Origin of the sequence: Phytobacter palmae (assembly GCF_039409775.1) — a bacterium.
In the GTDB taxonomy this organism is placed as follows: domain Bacteria; phylum Pseudomonadota; class Gammaproteobacteria; order Enterobacterales; family Enterobacteriaceae; genus Phytobacter; species Phytobacter palmae.
In genome coordinates this window covers 162,083-178,965 of sequence record NZ_JBCIVJ010000007.1, presented here as the reverse complement: position 1 = coordinate 178,965, position 16,883 = coordinate 162,083, and the positions used below count along the sequence as shown (strand labels likewise).

The 16,883-nt window shown below is 51.3% G+C and carries 20 protein-coding genes; 10 read left to right on the top strand and 10 right to left on the bottom strand.

The genetic code is table 11. The features are described from left to right. Positions 1 to 163: 163 nt before the first annotated feature. On the top strand, positions 164 to 712 hold the full coding sequence (locus AAIG39_RS11175; protein WP_343193867.1) for a thioredoxin fold domain-containing protein: 549 nt from the start codon (positions 164 to 166) through the stop codon (positions 710 to 712). A gap of 61 nt (positions 713 to 773) precedes the next feature. On the opposite strand, the gene AAIG39_RS11170 is transcribed toward AAIG39_RS11175, so the two are convergent. Next, a complete protein-coding gene (locus AAIG39_RS11170) occupies positions 774 to 1,505 on the bottom strand; it encodes an SDR family NAD(P)-dependent oxidoreductase (RefSeq protein WP_343193896.1) in 732 nt (243 codons plus the stop codon). 99 nt (positions 1,506 to 1,604) lie between these two features. Between AAIG39_RS11170 and AAIG39_RS11165 the strand changes: the two genes are divergently transcribed. The 3 genes from AAIG39_RS11165 (at position 1,605) to AAIG39_RS11155 (ending at position 3,273) form a co-directional block, all read left to right on the top strand. Beyond that, positions 1,605 to 1,991 (top strand): winged helix-turn-helix transcriptional regulator, encoded by a 387-nt coding sequence (locus AAIG39_RS11165; protein ID WP_343193866.1) that lies wholly within the window; start codon positions 1,605 to 1,607, stop codon positions 1,989 to 1,991. 395 nt (positions 1,992 to 2,386) lie between these two features. After that, positions 2,387 to 2,548: a hypothetical protein gene (locus tag AAIG39_RS11160; protein WP_249572280.1), complete on the top strand. Its 162-nt coding sequence runs from the start codon at positions 2,387 to 2,389 to the stop codon at positions 2,546 to 2,548. Positions 2,549 to 3,075: 527 nt separating this feature from the next. Then, positions 3,076 to 3,273: a hypothetical protein gene (locus AAIG39_RS11155; RefSeq protein WP_343193865.1), complete on the top strand. Its 198-nt coding sequence runs from the start codon at positions 3,076 to 3,078 to the stop codon at positions 3,271 to 3,273. A gap of 283 nt (positions 3,274 to 3,556) precedes the next feature. Here the strand turns inward: AAIG39_RS11155 and mgtS are convergent, their stop codons facing one another. Together mgtS and ftrA are read right to left on the bottom strand one after the other, a co-directional pair. Next, positions 3,557 to 3,652 carry a protein MgtS gene (gene mgtS / locus AAIG39_RS11150; RefSeq protein WP_039078912.1) on the bottom strand — a complete coding sequence of 32 codons (96 nt, stop codon included), beginning with the start codon at positions 3,650 to 3,652 and terminating at the stop codon, positions 3,557 to 3,559. Between the two features lie 109 nt (positions 3,653 to 3,761). Next, positions 3,762 to 4,766 carry a transcriptional regulator FtrA gene (gene ftrA, locus AAIG39_RS11145; RefSeq protein WP_343193864.1) on the bottom strand — a complete coding sequence of 335 codons (1,005 nt, stop codon included), beginning with the start codon at positions 4,764 to 4,766 and terminating at the stop codon, positions 3,762 to 3,764. Between the two features lie 67 nt (positions 4,767 to 4,833). Here ftrA and AAIG39_RS11140 point away from each other — a divergent pair, with 67 nt between their 5' ends. From AAIG39_RS11140 to AAIG39_RS11130, 3 genes are all read left to right on the top strand, one after another. Further along, the gene (locus tag AAIG39_RS11140) at positions 4,834 to 5,229 is read left to right on the top strand and encodes a rhodanese-like domain-containing protein (protein ID WP_343193863.1); all 396 of its coding nucleotides are present in this window, start codon (positions 4,834 to 4,836) and stop codon (positions 5,227 to 5,229) included. A 153-nt stretch (positions 5,230 to 5,382) separates the two neighbouring features. Further along, complete coding sequence (locus AAIG39_RS11135) at positions 5,383 to 6,486, top strand: cobalamin-independent methionine synthase II family protein (protein WP_090084157.1); 1,104 nt, start codon at positions 5,383 to 5,385, stop codon at positions 6,484 to 6,486. Positions 6,487 to 6,640: 154 nt separating this feature from the next. Beyond that, positions 6,641 to 7,876 (top strand): MFS transporter, encoded by a 1,236-nt coding sequence (locus AAIG39_RS11130; RefSeq protein ID WP_343193895.1) that lies wholly within the window; start codon positions 6,641 to 6,643, stop codon positions 7,874 to 7,876. A gap of 6 nt (positions 7,877 to 7,882) precedes the next feature. Here AAIG39_RS11130 and ydeE read toward each other — a convergent pair whose 3' ends face one another. Then, positions 7,883 to 9,070, bottom strand: a complete 1,188-nt coding sequence (gene ydeE, locus AAIG39_RS11125) for an efflux MFS transporter YdeE (RefSeq protein WP_090084159.1) — start codon at positions 9,068 to 9,070, stop codon at positions 7,883 to 7,885. 195 nt (positions 9,071 to 9,265) lie between these two features. Between ydeE and eamA the strand changes: the two genes are divergently transcribed. Continuing rightward, the gene (eamA, locus tag AAIG39_RS11120) at positions 9,266 to 10,159 is read left to right on the top strand and encodes an O-acetylserine/cysteine exporter (RefSeq protein WP_090084160.1); all 894 of its coding nucleotides are present in this window, start codon (positions 9,266 to 9,268) and stop codon (positions 10,157 to 10,159) included. A gap of 36 nt (positions 10,160 to 10,195) precedes the next feature. Here the strand turns inward: eamA and marB are convergent, their stop codons facing one another. Genes marB through marR form a run of 3 tightly spaced genes read right to left on the bottom strand, consistent with a single transcriptional unit; the run spans position 10,196 to position 11,280 of the window. Then, the gene (marB, locus tag AAIG39_RS11115) at positions 10,196 to 10,411 is read right to left on the bottom strand and encodes a multiple antibiotic resistance protein MarB (protein ID WP_047370225.1); all 216 of its coding nucleotides are present in this window, start codon (positions 10,409 to 10,411) and stop codon (positions 10,196 to 10,198) included. A 31-nt stretch (positions 10,412 to 10,442) separates the two neighbouring features. Continuing rightward, positions 10,443 to 10,826 (bottom strand): MDR efflux pump AcrAB transcriptional activator MarA, encoded by a 384-nt coding sequence (marA, locus tag AAIG39_RS11110; RefSeq protein ID WP_139153698.1) that lies wholly within the window; start codon positions 10,824 to 10,826, stop codon positions 10,443 to 10,445. A gap of 19 nt (positions 10,827 to 10,845) precedes the next feature. After that, on the bottom strand, positions 10,846 to 11,280 hold the full coding sequence (gene marR / locus AAIG39_RS11105) for a multiple antibiotic resistance transcriptional regulator MarR (protein ID WP_039078921.1): 435 nt from the start codon (positions 11,278 to 11,280) through the stop codon (positions 10,846 to 10,848). Between the two features lie 239 nt (positions 11,281 to 11,519). Here marR and AAIG39_RS11100 point away from each other — a divergent pair, with 239 nt between their 5' ends. Beyond that, on the top strand, positions 11,520 to 12,194 hold the full coding sequence (locus AAIG39_RS11100) for a MarC family NAAT transporter (RefSeq protein WP_090084162.1): 675 nt from the start codon (positions 11,520 to 11,522) through the stop codon (positions 12,192 to 12,194). A 115-nt stretch (positions 12,195 to 12,309) separates the two neighbouring features. On the opposite strand, the gene AAIG39_RS11095 is transcribed toward AAIG39_RS11100, so the two are convergent. After that, positions 12,310 to 13,512 (bottom strand): sugar transporter, encoded by a 1,203-nt coding sequence (locus AAIG39_RS11095; RefSeq protein WP_090084164.1) that lies wholly within the window; start codon positions 13,510 to 13,512, stop codon positions 12,310 to 12,312. A gap of 170 nt (positions 13,513 to 13,682) precedes the next feature. Here AAIG39_RS11095 and AAIG39_RS11090 point away from each other — a divergent pair, with 170 nt between their 5' ends. Continuing rightward, complete coding sequence (locus AAIG39_RS11090) at positions 13,683 to 14,474, top strand: PhzF family phenazine biosynthesis protein (protein WP_343193862.1); 792 nt, start codon at positions 13,683 to 13,685, stop codon at positions 14,472 to 14,474. A gap of 49 nt (positions 14,475 to 14,523) precedes the next feature. Here AAIG39_RS11090 and AAIG39_RS11085 read toward each other — a convergent pair whose 3' ends face one another. Together AAIG39_RS11085 and AAIG39_RS11080 are read right to left on the bottom strand one after the other, a co-directional pair. Beyond that, a complete protein-coding gene (locus AAIG39_RS11085; protein ID WP_343193861.1) occupies positions 14,524 to 15,840 on the bottom strand; it encodes an MFS transporter in 1,317 nt (438 codons plus the stop codon). A 63-nt stretch (positions 15,841 to 15,903) separates the two neighbouring features. Then, complete coding sequence (locus AAIG39_RS11080; RefSeq protein WP_249572275.1) at positions 15,904 to 16,854, bottom strand: phosphoglycerate dehydrogenase; 951 nt, start codon at positions 16,852 to 16,854, stop codon at positions 15,904 to 15,906. Positions 16,855 to 16,883: the final 29 nt, after the last annotated feature.

The window sequence follows — 16,883 nt, the reverse complement described above, 5'->3', positions numbered from 1 at the left end:
CTGGCAATCTTGTCACCGTTCCACAATGACGTTACAGGGATGAGTTGTTTAAACGAAGCGAGGAAGAGTTATGAAAAAAAGGCTGCAAAAATAATGGATAAGGCGTTAACTTGCTCTGCGAAATAGAGGTTAATCTGATAGCAAAACAGAAAGGAAAAAGGGAATGAGGGTTTTACTAAAAGCATTAGGCGCAGTTTTTATGATTTCGGCCAGTTCGTTTGCGCTCGCGTCATCTGTCTCTGCCTCCGATACCACGCCGCAGATGGCATACGAAGATATTTCGCGCTCTTTACCCGCGCTTGAGCCCATCACCTTTCAGGCCAGCGCAGAAAAACATAAGTTATTAGTTTTTATAGATAATCAGTGTGTTTATTGCAGTTTCGTTGTCAAAAATATTAAGAAATATACGGACGCAGGTTTGACCATGTCATTTGTGACCGTTGTTCCGCCATCAATAAAAGATTCGGTCATTGAAGATATGGCCAGAGTATGGTGTGCGTCAGATCGTCCGAAAAGCCTGCAAAATGCGATGGCGGGTTTCTTGCCGGCAAATGACGGCTCAGAACAATGTAAGAACCTGATCATCAAACAATCAGAGCTTGCAGACCGGCTTGGGGTAGGGGTAACGCCCGCGATGGTTGTGCTGGATCCCTCTGCCCACATCTTTCTCGGCAGTGTATCGCCGGATAAAATTCTCTCTGACTTACAGTAATACCGCGCAGCGAGATTTGCTTCAAAGGCCGCGCTGCGGCCTTTTTACGCGACAACACTCATTACACCTGCGTCAGCCCGCCATCGACGCAAATTTCCGCACCCGCGATATAGCGACTGTCATCACTGGCAAGAAACAGCGCGGCACTGGCGATTTCATCCGGCGTACCCATTCTCCCTAATGGAATGGCGCTGATGATCCCCTGACGGAACTCCTCCGATGCGGCGGCCATCATTTCTGTATCCACCGGGCCTGGCGCGACGACATTGACCCGAATACCGCGGGGGGCGAGCTCACGCGTCCATGTGCGTGCAAAAGAGCGCAGCGCGGCTTTGCTGGCGCTGTAAACGCCATAACCTTGTGAACCAATAACGTCAGCGATCGAACCAATCAGCACCACGCTGGCACCGGGGTTAAGCAAGGGCAGGGCCGCCTGCAACGCAAACACCGGAGAGCGGACGTTAAGCCCAAAAATCTGCTCAAAATGATCGTGAGAAATCTGTTCGAGTGTGGCGTGTTCAGACATACCGGCGTTAATCACCAGCGCATCAATACGGCCGGATTCGGCCTGTACTTTTTCCATAATCCGGACGATTTCGCTTTGCTGGCTGACATCGGCGCGCAGTGGCAGCGCATTATTTCCGATGATGGCAGCGGCGGCCTGCAACTCTTCGTCCCGGCGAGAAGTAAACCAGGTGGTCGCCCCTTCCTGGGCGAAGCGTTTGCTTATCGCCAGACCGATCCCTTTGGCGCCGCCCAGTACGACGGATACTTTATTATTCAAACTGTTCATCATTGCTCTCCTCAGTGAGTGGAAAACAGATGATATAAGTTTTATATTTAGTATCAATTACGCACTTTGTTTATACCAGATATCAGTGGATATACCGACATGACAGAGATTGACTGCAACAGCCTGAGAGAAGTAGGAAAAACGCGTCCGGTGCTCGAACACATCACCAACAAATGGTCGATTTTGATCCTGACCGTACTCTGTTCTGAACCCTCGCGCTTTAATGAAATCCGCCGCCGCCTGGACGGTATTACCCACAAGGCGCTGGCCGACGCTCTCAAACGCCTTGAGCGCAACGGACTGATCTATCGAAAAGTGCTGCCCACAATGCCGGTTGGGGTGGAGTACAGCATCACGCCTCTTGGGCATTCACTGCGCGAACCTTTCGAGGCGCTTTACCAGTGGGCTCTGGAACATGGCCCGACGCTGGAAGCTGCGCAAAAAGAGTATGATAAACAACGCCATGAAGAGGAGTTTGTCAGCTAGCGGAATGTTGTATTGCGAAAGGACGTTCCGTTGGTCATTTCCTCAGAAACCGCCATGAACAGCGCCCCGGAATATTTCTGAAACACGCTGGCAGAATATCAGCGTGTTTGCGGCTGTATAAACAAGAGTAAAAACAGTAGCCGGGAAGTAATATTTATTATCGATGCAACTTTCATATGAAGGGTAAATGAATTTCTTTTGTGTGTTTGCTGTGTATATTGCCTGCGTAAATGCTGATGCGCTGTACCAGGATTTCAGTGACCGCAAGCTGCCTGTTGATGGTTTTTTTCAAAAACTAAATAAATAGATGATCTTTATCAGTAGGATTATGATTAACGCTGGCTACAATAAAATAAAGCAAGAATGAATTGCGTTACAGAGACAGGGGATAACATATGAAATGGATTCTTTATAAGAAAAGACTGCATCGGTTAACCACTATTATCCCTGGCTGCGAATATCGACTGGCTATTCCCGAAGAAAGGTCGGCAGTGACAGTTGATCGCGTCGCACTGGAAAAAGTTGTACGCCAACATTATGGCCTGAAATGGCACTGAATAATAATGCAAAGTTAGCCGCATAATAAACGCCCTGGTGAAGGTCAGGGCTTAAAATTTTGCTTTTATATTCTGTTTACTTATCGCAAGGCCAACTTTTGGCCAGGCCAGCAGACGCTCTGACAATCGAGGTTCCATCACTGGCAACGCAGAGAATCACTGACCCATTTCGGCCATCCGGCCTGTATAAGCTAACCATTCACTACCCACAATACGCTCTTACCCCGCCACTCATAAGTCGTAGAATGTCAGGATTAGTTACATTTTTTTTCGCCTGCGGCTCAAAGGATGCCACGAAGCACTACCATGCCGATATGGGCTTTTTGTCCACTGGAAAATCAGGCTATTAGCCCGGATAATTCTCTTTTGTCTCTGTTATCAGGACAGTCAACATCGGTCCGCCTCAGCGAAAAACCCTGCATTCAGTAAGATTTTTTTCGCTTTTAAGGTTTCGTGAATGGCGAGCTGAAAACCCTATGCTAAATTTTTCCTGACTTCACCAGGAAGTCGAAAAGAGAGGAAAGGGTATGAAATTCAATGACGAGCGCACGGGACTCATTGGATTAGCCATTGGGGCTGCGGTTATTGGGCTGATATCGGGCGGTAAAATTATTAATCGGGACAATATCATCGAAGAGATAGAACGTCAGGGCAGAGACAGGGGCGATGGAGTGGAGGATGCCGTTTTCTCCCAGGCGGCGAATCTGGTAATGAAAGGGAAATAAAGGCCACGACGTTGAGCGGCGTCACACGAAGGTCATTACAAATGTGACTTCCGGACTTAGTTTGTCGTCGTTTAGTCTTTATTTAGGAAACAAAGGGTAGATTAACTTAATCGTTAATCCTGTGGCTACAGGGTAGCGTAAAGTCCAAAACACAAATCTATCCATGCAAGCATTTACCGTCAGTATGTACTGGCGGTTTTTTTTGTCTGTATCAGAGTAAAAAAAGGCCCCTCGCGGTGTATCGACGCGAGGGGCCTGTGTGGTGGGGGATTATCTCCGTTCATCAGTCGTCCCATTTATGGCTAAAATAAGCAGCAAGAAAACCAGAAAATAAAATGATTCCCAGCACTGCAATAAAGACATGCATATTTCCCAACATTATTACTCTCCTGTTATTGAATAATCCTGACCTCGCTTACCTTTCATTATTTGCCGCGTTGAAGGGAATAGTACCTGACTGAATCTAAACAATAGCTTAATTATGTTAATTATTTATTCGCGAGCGTAAATTTTTTGCGAAACTGTCCTGGGGTGAGTGCATATTGTTGCTGAAAGTGATGGCGCAGCGCGGCGGCATTGCTAAATCCAATTTGTCCGGCGATCGTGTCGATATTCATCCGTGACTGTGTCAGTAGCTCTTCGGCCCGGCGCAGACGAGCCTGCAAAATCCAGCGGGCGGGTGTGGTGCCAGTGGACTCGGCAAAACGGCGCAAAAAGGTGCGCGGGCTCATACCGACATGACGTGCAAGCGACTCAACGGTATGGTTTGCGGCAAGTTGCTGTTGCAGGAAATCAAACAATTTCCCCAGCGACTGACTCTCCCGCGAACGGGCGACGGGTGCCGTCACTTTTTGCGTTTGCATCCCGTCGCGATGGGGCTGAACGACCAGACGCCGGGCGACATTATTGGCGATATCGCGGCCGAAATCGGTTCTGACGACGTGCAGACACAGATCGATGCCCGCAGCGCTTCCGGCAGAGGTCATCACGCGACCTTCATCATAGTAAAGGGCATCTTCCAGCACTTCGATTGCCGGATAGCGCTGACGCAGCAGGTCAGTGTACCGCCAGTGAGTTGTCGCTTTTCGCCCGTTGAGGAGTCCGGCAGCGGCAAGTACGAATACCCCGGAGCAGATAGACATTATCCTGCATCCACGCTGGTGGGCCTGGCGCAAAGCATGGCAAAGTGTTTCCGGTACTGGCGTCTGCGCACCGCGCCAGCCGGGAACAATGATCGTGTCGGCCCGTTCGAGCAATTCCACGCCGCCTTCGCTGACAATGCGAATACCGCCTGTCGCACGCAACTCCCCCTCATCCACTGCTGCAACGGCAAAGCGATACCAGTTATCGCCAAGCTCCGGTCGCGGTAGACCGAAAATCTCCACGGCGACGCCAAATTCAAACGTACATAAACCGTCGTAAGCGAGAGCGACGACTAAATGCGGGTGTTCGTAGGGGGATGAAATTGTCATGTTTTCGCGGTTTTCTGGCATAAAGCTATACAGTCGCTGTCTCTTGTTTTCGTTAGATTATTGTTAACACAAACCAGGAGAAAGCACTATGAGCTATGTATCGGAAGTTCCTGCCGCCTCGCCTGAGGTCACTGCCAGCCACTTTTTACACCGTCTGAGCGTCGAGACCGATTGCGCCGACGTCCACCATGCATTGACGCATGCGGAGCAAGATTTTGTGCTGTTACATGTAGTGGGCAGCCCGGAGACCTTCGCCAGACGCCACATTCCCGGCGCGATTCATCTGCCGCATGCGCAAATAACTCCAGAGCGTATGGCGCAATGGCCACAGGACACCCTCTTTGTTGTCTATTGCGCAGGTCCACACTGTAACGGGGCGGATCGCGCGGCGCTCATCCTGGCACGGTTGGGGCTGGCGGTGAAAATAATGCCTGGCGGGATAACCGGTTGGGAAGATGAAGGCTACGGTTTCGCGACAAGTTGAAATTTTTTCACGAGCGATGAAAAAATCTCGTTTGCCATAAAGATGCTGCATGTGACACCTTATCTGGACGTTTAGCCATCCAGAAGGCTAAAAATTCAAATAACGAACTATCACGCCGGGAAACTATCTGGCCCGGCGTGCAAGGAGAACACCATGCAGCGACATCAGGCCCCGTTCCGTGCAGACGTAGTAGGTAGCTTTCTGCGTCCGGATACCATTAAACAGGCACGTCAACAATTTGCGCAGGGCAGTATCAACGCGCAGCAACTGCGGGCTGTGGAAAACGAGGCTATTCGTCAGGTGGTTCAGCAGCAGTGCGAATGCGGCTTGCATGTGGTGACTGACGGAGAGTTTCGCCGTGCCTGGTGGCATTTTGATTTCTTCGATGGTCTGCAGGGCGTTGAGCGTTATGACGCGGATAAAGGCATCCAGTTCAATGGCGTTCAGACCAAAGCCCACGGTGTGCGGGTGACCGGAAAACTCGGCTTTGGCGATCACCCTATGCTTGAGGATTTCGTTTATCTGAAAAGTATCAGCGGCAATGCCCAGCCAAAGATGACTATTCCAAGCCCGAGCGTGCTGCATTTCCGTGGTGGCCGTAAAGATATTGATGCCACGGTTTACCCGGACCTGGTGGACTATTTTGACGATTTAGCCACCACCTGGCGCGATGCGATTCATGCTTTCTACGCCGCAGGTTGTCGTTATCTGCAACTGGACGATACCGTCTGGGCCTACCTGTGCTCTGACGATCAGCGCCGCCAAATTATTGAACGTGGTGAAGATCCGGATGAGCTGGCGCGCATCTATGCCCGCGTGCTGAATAAAGCGCTGGAAGGCAAACCGGCGGACTTAACGATTGGTTTGCATGTTTGCCGGGGTAATTTCCGCTCCACATGGATTTCCGAAGGCGGCTATGAGCCGGTAGCGGAAGTGCTGTTTGGCAGCGTGAATGTCGATGCGTTCTACCTTGAATATGATAATGATCGCTCTGGTGATTTCGCGCCACTGCGCTTTATTCGCCCGGGCAAACAGCAGGTTGTGTTAGGGCTTATCACCACCAAAAATGGTGAGCTGGAAAATCCGGAAGGTATCAAAGCGCGCTTACAGGAAGCAGCGAAATATGTCGATTTGCGCCAGCTTTGTCTGAGCCCGCAGTGTGGTTTTGCCTCAACGGAGGAGGGGAACACGCTGACAGCAGAGCAACAATGGGATAAAGTGCGCCTCGTTACACAGATTGCGCAAGAGGTATGGTAATCCGTAAGTCGTAACAATAAACAAGTGCGATGGACATGCAGGCCCCCTGCATGTCCTTTCTTTATTTATTCGGGTGGGCCTTAATCAGACACAATGGAGTCATTCATGACGGCAAGAAGGGATGAACGGGAGCAGCCTCGTGGATAGTGAGGTAATGACATCACGCGGCCAGCGGGCCTTTCACTCTACCTCTTTTCGTTATCTGTTTTTCGGCCGCCTGCTGACCGTTCTGGGAAACGGTATTGCCCCGATTGCGCTGGCATTCGCGGTGCTGGATATCGGCGGCTCCGCAACGGACTTAGGTCTTGTCGTGGCGGCCCGTTCGCTCTTTAACGTTATCTTCCTGCTACTCGGGGGCGTGCTGGCCGACCGTTACTCACGAAGCCTGGTGTTGGTCTCCTCGTCGCTGGTAGCGGCAGTGGCTCAGGGGATGGTGGCATGGCTGGTGCTGGACGGCAGCGCAACCATCATGCTGCTGGCTGTGCTCGGGGCGCTTAACGGTGCGGCGGCGGGCATTGCGCTACCCGCCTCTTCGGCGATGGTGCCGCAGACGGTACCGGTACGTACCCTGCGCGAAGCCAATGCCTTTATTCAACTGGGTGTTTATGGCGGCACGGTAATTGGCGCGTCGCTTGGCGGTATGCTCACCAGCACTATCGGTCCCGGATGGGGGCTGGCGATTGATGCGCTTGGTTTTGCGGCGTCGGCTCCGCTCTACTTGCTGATTCGTGTCGGGGCAATCGTATCGCATGATACGCAATCAAATATTCTGCAGGATTTGCGTGATGGCTGGAAAGAGTTCATCGCCCGCACGTGGGTCTGGGCCATTGTGGTGCAGTTTACCATCGTCAATGCGGCCTTTAGTGGCATGGCGATGGTGCTTGGACCTGTCGTCGCGGATGAGGCATTCGGCCGCACCGGCTGGGGATTTGCCGTGGCGGCGCAAAGCATTGGCCTGATTGCAGGTTCGCTGCTTGCGCTGCGCTGGCGACCCCGACGCGATCTCTTTATTGGCGTGGTGCTGGTTAACTTTTGTGCGCTCCCTTTGCTCGCCCTGGGTATTTATCCCACCACAACAGCGCTAATGGCAGGTTTCTTCCTGGCAGGGGTGAGCTTTGGTCTGTTTGGCGTGGTATGGGCGCAGTCTCTGCAAACACATATCCCGCCTGAAAAACTTGCACGGGTTTATGCTTATGATGCGCTTGGCTCGTTTGTTGCGATTCCGGTCGGCGAAATTGCCGCCGGTCAGCTGGCGCAGCACTATGGCAGCACCGATGTCCTGCTGGCCTGCGCGCTGGCGGTGGTTCTGGCGACGGTGGCGGCCTGTTTTGTTCCCGCTATCCGTTTACTCGACAACACGCCGCAGCTTCGCGCAAACCACGAAAGGTAAGGCAGGCTAGCCTGCCTGCAACACGCCCAGCGGTTTTGCCTGCATACCTCTGAGCATCATCAGCCAGGCCAGGATGATGGTCACCATCATAATGATAAAGAGTGTCCATGCCGGCAGGGTGGTCAGGATAATCCCGGTTAACAGCGGGTTCATGGCCGCCCCCAGCCAGCCCAGCGCCTGGGCAGAGAAATAGCTCGCTTTCATTCCCGGCGGCGCAATATTATCAATCAGCATGTACTCGCCGGGCGCATAAATAACTTCGCCAAGGGTAAAGACGGCGGCCGACGCGCCCCACAACCAGAGATTGTCCCCGGAAAACATAAACCCGCCCAGCCCCAGGACAAAACAGAGGGTGCCGAAAGCCATTAATGGACGCAGGTTCTTTGCCGTGAGCTTACTTCCCAGCCCATATTGCAGCGTTACTACGACGGCGGCATTAACCGGCAGTACCACGGCCACCACTTTTTCGGCAAAGTCACCGTCTGCGATTGACATGACATACTGAGCAATGCAAGACGCAAACGATCCGGCGACAAAGGATGCCAGCAGTCCCGATAAGGTAAACCAGCGTAGCGCACGATCACGCAACAATACCGACGGCGACCAGGCCACGCTGTTTTCGCTGTTCTGCGCCGCACTGACGCGGCGAACGAATAGTTGGATAAATACCAGCGGTACTGCGGAACAGAAGGCCGCGAGCCAGAAGGGCAGATTGATGCTGTACATGACCAGCATCGTGCCAATCGGTGGCCCGACGGTCCAGCCGATATTAATAAACGTGTAGTTGAGAGAGAAAATCCGCGCTTTTGCCGCCGCACCCAGCGTATCGGAAAAATAGGCTTTCAGAACGGTCGAAAATACCGAGTAAGCGCAGTTAATGAGCGAGAAAAAGAGCACCACCAGACCTGCATGGCTCACCAGGGGAATGGCGCTAAAACCCAACAAAAAAACGGCGATCGCCAGCAACATATAGCGTTTTTTATCGAACTTATCCGCCAGAATACCGAAGCCAAGACTAAAGACCACGCCAATAGTTAACGCCGTCGTCATCGCGTACCCCACCTGGTCTACAGACATGGCGTACTGGCGATTGAGATAGATAGTCATAAATGGCAGCGTTGCGCCGCGCCCGATGGTTAACAGTAACGACGACGCCAGTAGCGCGGCGGTAGAACGCTTTTGTGTTGAGATCATTTTCCTGCCCGACAATGCCTGTTGTTATATTTTTTTGTGATGTCTAACAGCAATAACATGCATAAAGCGTGATGTACATCGGTTGATTTATCACGGGATGCCAAAACTGACCTGCCAAAAATAATGATCTGTCTCTGGACTAATTTTTGCGTTAACGTAAATTTTTTACAAAAGTTTAAAAAACAGAGGCAAAGAATGACGCGTAAAGATGGACTGCTGGCGCTGTTGGTTGTGGTGGTATGGGGCCTGAATTTTGTGGTGATCAAAGTTGGGCTGCACAATATGCCTCCACTTATGCTGGCGGGTTTACGCTTCATGCTGGTGGCATTTCCGGCATTGCTGGCGGTTGCGCGACCTAAAGTGCCACTGCGTTTACTGCTGGGCTACGGGCTGACCATCAGCTTTGGGCAGTTTGCTTTCTTGTTTTGCGCCATCAAATTCGGCATGCCTGCCGGCCTCGCGTCGCTGGTTTTGCAGGCACAGGCCTTTTTCACCATCATTCTTGGTGCCGGTGTGTTCGGTGAACGGTTGCAGGGGAAACAAGTGGCGGGCATTGCGCTGGCGGTGTTGGGTGTGCTGGTGTTGATTGAGGCCAGCCTGACCGGGCAACATATCCCGATGATCGGCTTTGTCCTGACGCTTGCGGCGGCGTTCAGTTGGGCCTGCGGCAATATCTTCAATAAAAAAATCATGAGCCATACCTCGCGCCCGCCGGTGATGTCGCTGGTGGTCTGGAGTGCGTTGATCCCCATCATTCCCTTTATGGTGGCATCGCTGATATTTGAAGGTCCGGCGTTGATGTTGCAAAGCCTGGTCAGTATTGACCTGACGACTATTCTGTCGCTGGTCTATCTGGCGTTTGTGGCGACAATTATTGGTTATGGCATCTGGGGTTCGCTACTTGGCCGTTATGAAACCTGGCGCGTTGCGCCGCTATCGTTGCTGGTGCCTGTGGTAGGAATGGCAAGTGCCGCGCTGCTTCTGGGTGAGTCGTTGTCGATATTGCAGTTGGGCGGAGCGGTGCTGATTATGGCGGGTTTGTATATTAATGTGTTTGGATTTCGCTTACGTCGGGCTGTTCAGGCGTAGGAGAAAAAAAGCCCCGCCGAAGGCGGGGCAAAACGATTAGGTGCGCGCGTTGTAATAAGGCACGCCCAACTCGTCGGATTTATCACTCCCGGCTCCCATGTGGTTAAAGTCGAAAGGCGACTGTTCATGGGAGGTGGGCATAACCATTGTGTCACGTGGGTTCTGTTTCGCAGGGTGTGCGAATTGTTCCGCATAACTCTGGCCGGTCAGTAACACCATCACGGTGAGGGCGGCACAGGCAATACGTTTCATGATTTCCTCGATACGTCTTTAAAACAGGCGATTAGCAATTACAGTGATTTAACGGAAATAGATAGCGAGACTCGCCGGGAATTTCGGTCACACGATACTTGTGTGGTGGCACGTCAAAGTAGTTTTTGAACGTGCGCGTCAGGGTTTGTTGCGATTCAAACCCATAGCGCTCCGCGAGATACAGGATCGGTTCATTACTGCCTTTCAGCTTCTGTGCGATTTCAGTCAGCTTACGGCTGCGAATGTACTGCCCCAGCGAGTGTCCCGTCTCTTTTTTAAACATCCGTTGCAGGTGCCATTTGGAGTAACCCGAACGCTCTGACACTTTTTCCAGTGAGAGCGGCGATTCCAGGTTATCTTCAATCCAGTCCAAAATGCTATGAATAGTGATGGCGTCAGTATTGCGTCTGGACATCGTCATACCTCTTTTTTCGTTACGGCAGGATTTTCTTGAGCAAGTGCTCCAGAGTTGCCACTTCTTCTGCCGTTAAGTTTTTTGTTAATTCCTGATGCAGGTTTTGCCCTACTAATTGATGACATTGCTCACATAGCGCGGCGCCGTCGGTGGTTAATTGCACCAGCACGCCGCGTTTGTCATGCGGATTAGGATTTCTTTCGATCCAGCCTTTACAGACCAGTCGGTCAAGCATGCGCGTCAGCGCACCAAGGTCGACGGAGAGGATCTTTTTTAATTCGACCGGGGTGATACATCCCTGGCAGCGGATAGAACAGAGCACCTTAAACTGCGTGGCGGTGACATCCAGCGGCGCAAGATAGTCGTTAAGTAAGCGATCTTTTTTTTGGTTAACCATATGGATCAAGCGACCAAGTGGAATGATTTCGTTAAACAGATCACTTGTGCTTTTCACAGTGGTTGCCCCGGCAAGTATATTAGTCACGGCAGATATTATTGCTCAGGCAAGTATAAGTCAACCGAATGAATTAGCTTATGCCACGATTTGCTAAAACAGGGTTATGTCCGTTTTATGTCTCAGTTATGTGTATGTTTTTATGAGCTTAATTAATAGATAAGCAAAGCCAGTGCTGGTCAGGTTACGATGAAGATATACTTTCCGGTACGTTTGTTGGCCCAGGAGAACCTTATTAGATGATGGATTTATTGAAAGCCATAGGCCTTGGACTGGTGGTGATACTGCCACTGGCGAACCCGCTTACCACCGTTGCGCTCTTTTTAGGGCTTGCGGGCAATATGAACAGCGCCCAGCGCAACCAGCAGTCGCTGATGGCCTCTGTTTATGTCTTTGCCATCATGATGGTGGCGTATTATGCCGGGCAAGTGGTGATGAATACCTTCGGGATTTCGATTCCGGGGTTGCGTATCGCCGGTGGGCTTATCGTAGCCTTTATCGGTTTTCGCATGCTCTTCCCGCCGCAGAAAATGCATGAGGCGCCGGAGATAAAAACCAAATCGGAAGAGCTGGAAGAGGAGCCGACGGCCAATATCGCTTTCGTTCCGCTGGCCATGCCAAGTACTGCCGGGCCGGGAACGATTGCCATGATCATCAGTTCCGCGTCGACCGTGCGCGAAAGCAATACTTTCCCTGAATGGGTGTTATGGCTTGCGCCGCCGCTGATTTTCGCCGCCGTGGCAGTGATCCTCTGGGGATGTTTGCGCAGCTCCGGTGCGATAATGCGGCTGGTGGGTAAGGGGGGGATTGAGGCTATCTCCCGTCTGATGGGCTTTTTGCTGGTCTGTATGGGTGTGCAATTTATCATTAATGGGGTGCTGGAAATCATTACGACCTACCACGCGGCGGTCTGATGCGACTCGCTACCAGCAGCCCGCCGCCTGTGCAGACGCAGATGGTGACTGAGAAGCGGCGGGGACGTTAACCCCTCAGCGGGTTGCGCTACGGCGACCCGCTGACGGTGAGGTATTACAGGTGGTGCGCTTGCTGCCTTTCTTCAGACGATACAGGCCAGCGGCGGAAAATCATAATCGACCAGACCAGCGCGGCCAGTGCCGGAATGGCGCCCGCATAGCCAATGGCTGACATCGACCACTGCAGACTGATTTGGTTACCGACCAGCGCGCCCGCGCCAATTCCGATATTGAAAATTCCTGAGAATAGCGCCATGGCCACATCGGTCGCATCTGGTGCCAGCGCCAGGACTTTCACCTGCATACCGAGGCCGATAATCATAATTGCGATACCCCAGAAGACGCTCAACACGGCCAGGTTTATCTCACTTCCAGCCGCAGGGCGTAGCAACAACAGAGAAATAACCAGCAGGCCAATTGCGCCGCTTATAAGACCGGAGGCATGTTTATTGCCCAGCTTACCAAACAGCACGCTACCGAGGATCCCCGCACCGCCGAGTATCAGCAGCAACAAGGTAGCGAAATTACCGCTAAAGCCCGCCACATTCTGTACGAACGGTTCGATATAGCTGTAGGCGGTGTAGTGGGCGGTAACCACAATGACCGTCAGCAGGTAAATGGACAACAGCGCCGGACGACGGAATAGCTCAGGCAGGCTACGCAGTGAACCGGAGTGCTCGCTGGGTAGCTTCGGCAAGAGTTTTATCAGGCACATCAGGGTGACCAGCGCGCCAAAGCCGATGGCGAAGAAGGTTGTACGCCAGCCAAAATATTGCCCGACGACGCGGCCAATCGGAATACCCAGCACCATAGCCAGCGCTGTACCGGTAGCGATAAGGCTCAGCGCCTGTGCGCGTTTGCCCGCCGGGGCCAGTCGAATGGCGAGGGATGCGGTGATGGACCAGAAAATAGCATGGGCGAAAGCGATACCGATGCGGCTTATCACCAGCACATGGAAATTCCACGCCAGGAAGGAGAGAACATGGCTGGCGATAAAGAGAATGAACAGACCAATCAGCAACTTACGACGCTCCACCTGGCTGGTCAGCAGCATAAACGGCAGTGACATCAGCGCCACAACCCAGGCGTAGATCGTCAGCATAATACCGACCTGCGGCGTTTCCATGTCAAAACTTTGCGCGATGTCCGACAGCAGCCCCACGGGCACGAACTCTGTGGTATTGAAAATGAACGCCGCAATGGCAAGCGTAACCACCCGGAGCCACGCGACTTTTCGTGAAACCATTTGTGTTGTCATATCTTTTGGGACCGGTAGCAGGTGAAGAAGATGTGCAGATCTTAGATCCAATATTGCTCAAAATACAAACTTTTTGTGATCAGCGTCTCATTTTTCGCTGGGGGACGATGATGCCAGTTGAAACAAAAAGCAATACAAGGGAAAAACAAAGTAAAACAAGAGGAAAGGCTATGCACACAATCGATTTCTACATGGTGGACGCATTCAGCGACCGTACGTTTGGCGGCAACGCCGCCGCAGTTTGTCCGCTAACAGAATGGTTGCCTGATGAGGTGCTGTTGAAAATGGCGCAGCAGCACAACCAGTCTGAAACCGCGTTTTTTGTTCGTAACGATGACGGTTTTGAGCTGCGCTGGTTTACCACGCAGTATGAAATCAACCTTTGCGGCCATGCCACGCTTGCCGCGGCACATGTGATTTTCGAGTATCTGGACTACCCCGATACGCATATTAACTTTGCTACCCGTTTTGTTGGCCCGCTCACCGTAAGCCGTAAAGGCGACTGGCTGACCCTGGACTTCCCGGCCTGGCTGACAGAACGAGTAGAAGCACCGCCTGCGTTGCTGTTTGAAACACTGGGCATCGCCCAGGCCAAAGAGGTGCGCGTGGCGCGCGATTATATGGTTGTGCTGGAAAATCAGCAGCAGGTTGAAGCCGTCACCCCGAACATCGCCGCGATGATCCCCTTAAAGAAAATGGTCTGTATTACCGCCCCTGGTGATGAACACGATTTTGTCAGCCGCTTTTTCTGTCCCGGTGAAGCGGTAGCGGAAGATCCGGTAACCGGTTCGACCCACAGCATGTTGATCCCCTACTGGGCGGATAAACTGGGCAAAACCGTTATGCAGGCACGTCAGCTATCGGCCCGTGGCGGTGAACTGCGCTGCGAAGCGCGTGGCGAAAGGGTACTGATTGGCGGTCAGGCCACCACCTATCTGATTGGTAAAGTCTATTTGCGTTAAGCAAGAACCCGGCAGGCGTGCCGGGTTCTTGCTTACTCGCTTTTGTGTATTAATGTTGTTTAACCGTATTCAGTTGCGTCAACGTCTCGCTATCAATAATGGGTTCCACTTTCCCCATCAGAAACAGGTAGTTTACGATCCCCAGTACAACCAGCACGGCTGAGAACACCAGCGCCCAGGTAAAAGATCCTGTCGCAGCAACGATAGCACCCGTAATAATGGGGCCAACCGCACCACCGAGATTGGAAACGGTATTCTGTAAACCTGCAACAATAGACACGCTATTTTTCGGCGCAACGTCACCTGGCAATGCCCAAACCTGTGATGCCGCAACGGTCGTACCTGATTTTGCCACGCAAAGCAGGAATACAGTCATAAAAACGGAGTCGGTAAAAGGAGCAAAACCTATACACAACGCCATTAACAGACCAATCGTGAGGAAAAGTTTACGCGTAGCCGTTAATGACAATACTTTTTTATGGACCATTCGATCCGAGGCCCAGCCCGCTACAACTTCAATGATCATTCCACATAATAATGGCAGGGCAGCGACCATTCCCATCTTAATAAAATCCATACCTTTATCTTTTACCAGGTATGTTGGTAACCAGGTAATAAAGAAATAGGAAGTGTAATTGATGGTGAAAAAACCCAGGCACATTGCCCATATGTTGCGATAGCGCAGTAATTTATACCATTTCATAGGCAGCACAGATTTATCGCCATGTTTCTGTACCTGACCATCGCGAATCAGGCGAACTTCTTCCTGACTAATTTTCTTATGATCTTCCGGATTCTCGGAATAAATGAAATACCATGCAATCACCCACAATAAGCCGACGCCACCAATGATAAGAAAAGTCAGACGCCAGTCGAAGGTATAGATCATCCATACAATAAGCGGCATGGCAACGGCACCACCAAACTTGGATGCACTGTCGAAGAGGCCGGATACAGTGGCTCGTTCTTTATCCGGGAACCAACGTGCGGTTATACCAGCATTGCTGGGATAGGCTGCTGCCTCACCAACACCTAATGCCAGACGCAGGGCGAGAAGCGATTTAAAACCGGTGGCTACACCCATTAATGAAGTGGCTATCGACCACCATGCAACGGCAATTCCCAGCCCTTTTTTCTGTCCAAAGCGGTCAGCAAACCAGCCCGCTGGAATTTGCAATAATGAGTAGGACCAAAAAAACGCAGCCATGATAAAACCCATCATTTCAGGATCAAGTTTTAATTCGTCGATCAGATGGGGGGCGGCGGCAGACAATACAGTACGGTCAATATAGTTAATGGCAATCGCCAACCACATTAAACCAGCTATCCACCAGCGAATACGTGTTTTAGCGGCAATATTATTCATATGTCGGCTCATAATCAGATGTTCAGAAAAAAGTGGAAATGAACAGGCTTTTCCACGTAAATATTATAATGAATTCATGATATTACTTGGGCGTTGCTCGTTAATGACATACGCAATAATATTATTAACACAACGCATGCTTATACCACTGATCGCGCCGTCGGTATAACCCGCAATGTGCGATGTAGGTAAAAAATTATTGAGAGTAAATAATGGATGCTTGTCACAAGGCTCGGTATCGAATACATCCGCTGCAGCGCCTGCGATAATCTGATTTTGTAATGCGCTAAATAGCGCATCTTCATTGACTACGCCACCACGAGAGACATTAATCAAAAATGCGCTTTTCCTCATTTTTGCAAGGCGGTCAGCATCGAATAAATTACGTGTCTGCGGTGTTAACGGTGTGTGTAAAGTAATGAAATCACTTTCCTGGGTCAGCGTATCTAACGACACATACTCAATATTATTCGCAGACGCAAATTCAGGATCTTGCCATTCATCATATGCCAGAACGCGCATATTAAATCCGCGAGCACGCAATGCAACCTGTTTGCCAATATTACCAAGCCCCACAATACCAATTGTTTTTCCATAGACATCGGTAGCAAAAATACGTGGCCATTTGCCTGCACGGGTTTCATTTATTGCAGTGGTTAATTGTCGGGCGCTGCTCAGGATCAAAGAAAAAGCAAAATCGGCAACCGCATGTTTGTTAGCATCCGGTACGTTGGTTACGAAGATTCCTCTTTGCTTCGTCGCGTTAAGGTCAATGTTGTCAACACCCACCCCGTGCTTGCAGACGATCTTCAGATTCGGCGCTTTTGCCAGCATGGCGGCATCTACTTCCGTAAAGGCGACAATCATGGCGACCGTGTCGGCGAGATGGGGTTCAAGCGCGCTGACAGGGGCATCCGCGGGTAATGAAACCAACTCAAGATTGGCCTGGCGAAGCATTTCGATTGGTTTCGCGTCATATTTAGCGAATGACGGAGATGTACATATTACTTTCATGGCAAGTTCCTGTCACAGAGCGGCGCGAA

Excerpts from the sequence above, each read along its gene's own strand:
- marA (WP_139153698.1), bottom strand. The coding sequence starts at position 10,826 with ATGTCCAGACGCAATACTGACGCCATCACTATTCATAGCATTTTGGAC.
- AAIG39_RS11155 (WP_343193865.1), top strand. The coding sequence starts at position 3,076 with ATGAAATTCAATGACGAGCGCACGGGACTCATTGGATTAGCCATTGGG.
- AAIG39_RS11175 (WP_343193867.1), top strand. The coding sequence starts at position 164 with ATGAGGGTTTTACTAAAAGCATTAGGCGCAGTTTTTATGATTTCGGCC.
- AAIG39_RS11085 (WP_343193861.1), bottom strand. The coding sequence starts at position 15,840 with ATGAATAATATTGCCGCTAAAACACGTATTCGCTGGTGGATAGCTGGT.
- AAIG39_RS11130 (WP_343193895.1), top strand. The coding sequence starts at position 6,641 with ATGACATCACGCGGCCAGCGGGCCTTTCACTCTACCTCTTTTCGTTAT.
- AAIG39_RS11165 (WP_343193866.1), top strand. The coding sequence starts at position 1,605 with ATGACAGAGATTGACTGCAACAGCCTGAGAGAAGTAGGAAAAACGCGT.
- AAIG39_RS11135 (WP_090084157.1), top strand. The coding sequence starts at position 5,383 with ATGCAGCGACATCAGGCCCCGTTCCGTGCAGACGTAGTAGGTAGCTTT.
- AAIG39_RS11160 (WP_249572280.1), top strand. The coding sequence starts at position 2,387 with ATGAAATGGATTCTTTATAAGAAAAGACTGCATCGGTTAACCACTATT.
- AAIG39_RS11080 (WP_249572275.1), bottom strand. The coding sequence starts at position 16,854 with ATGAAAGTAATATGTACATCTCCGTCATTCGCTAAATATGACGCGAAA.
- AAIG39_RS11090 (WP_343193862.1), top strand. The coding sequence starts at position 13,683 with ATGCACACAATCGATTTCTACATGGTGGACGCATTCAGCGACCGTACG.
- mgtS (WP_039078912.1), bottom strand. The coding sequence starts at position 3,652 with ATGTTGGGAAATATGCATGTCTTTATTGCAGTGCTGGGAATCATTTTA.
- AAIG39_RS11140 (WP_343193863.1), top strand. The coding sequence starts at position 4,834 with ATGAGCTATGTATCGGAAGTTCCTGCCGCCTCGCCTGAGGTCACTGCC.
- AAIG39_RS11100 (WP_090084162.1), top strand. The coding sequence starts at position 11,520 with ATGATGGATTTATTGAAAGCCATAGGCCTTGGACTGGTGGTGATACTG.
- AAIG39_RS11170 (WP_343193896.1), bottom strand. The coding sequence starts at position 1,505 with ATGAACAGTTTGAATAATAAAGTATCCGTCGTACTGGGCGGCGCCAAA.
- marB (WP_047370225.1), bottom strand. The coding sequence starts at position 10,411 with ATGAAACGTATTGCCTGTGCCGCCCTCACCGTGATGGTGTTACTGACC.
- ydeE (WP_090084159.1), bottom strand. The coding sequence starts at position 9,070 with ATGATCTCAACACAAAAGCGTTCTACCGCCGCGCTACTGGCGTCGTCG.
- ftrA (WP_343193864.1), bottom strand. The coding sequence starts at position 4,766 with ATGCCAGAAAACCGCGAAAACATGACAATTTCATCCCCCTACGAACAC.
- eamA (WP_090084160.1), top strand. The coding sequence starts at position 9,266 with ATGACGCGTAAAGATGGACTGCTGGCGCTGTTGGTTGTGGTGGTATGG.
- AAIG39_RS11095 (WP_090084164.1), bottom strand. The coding sequence starts at position 13,512 with ATGACAACACAAATGGTTTCACGAAAAGTCGCGTGGCTCCGGGTGGTT.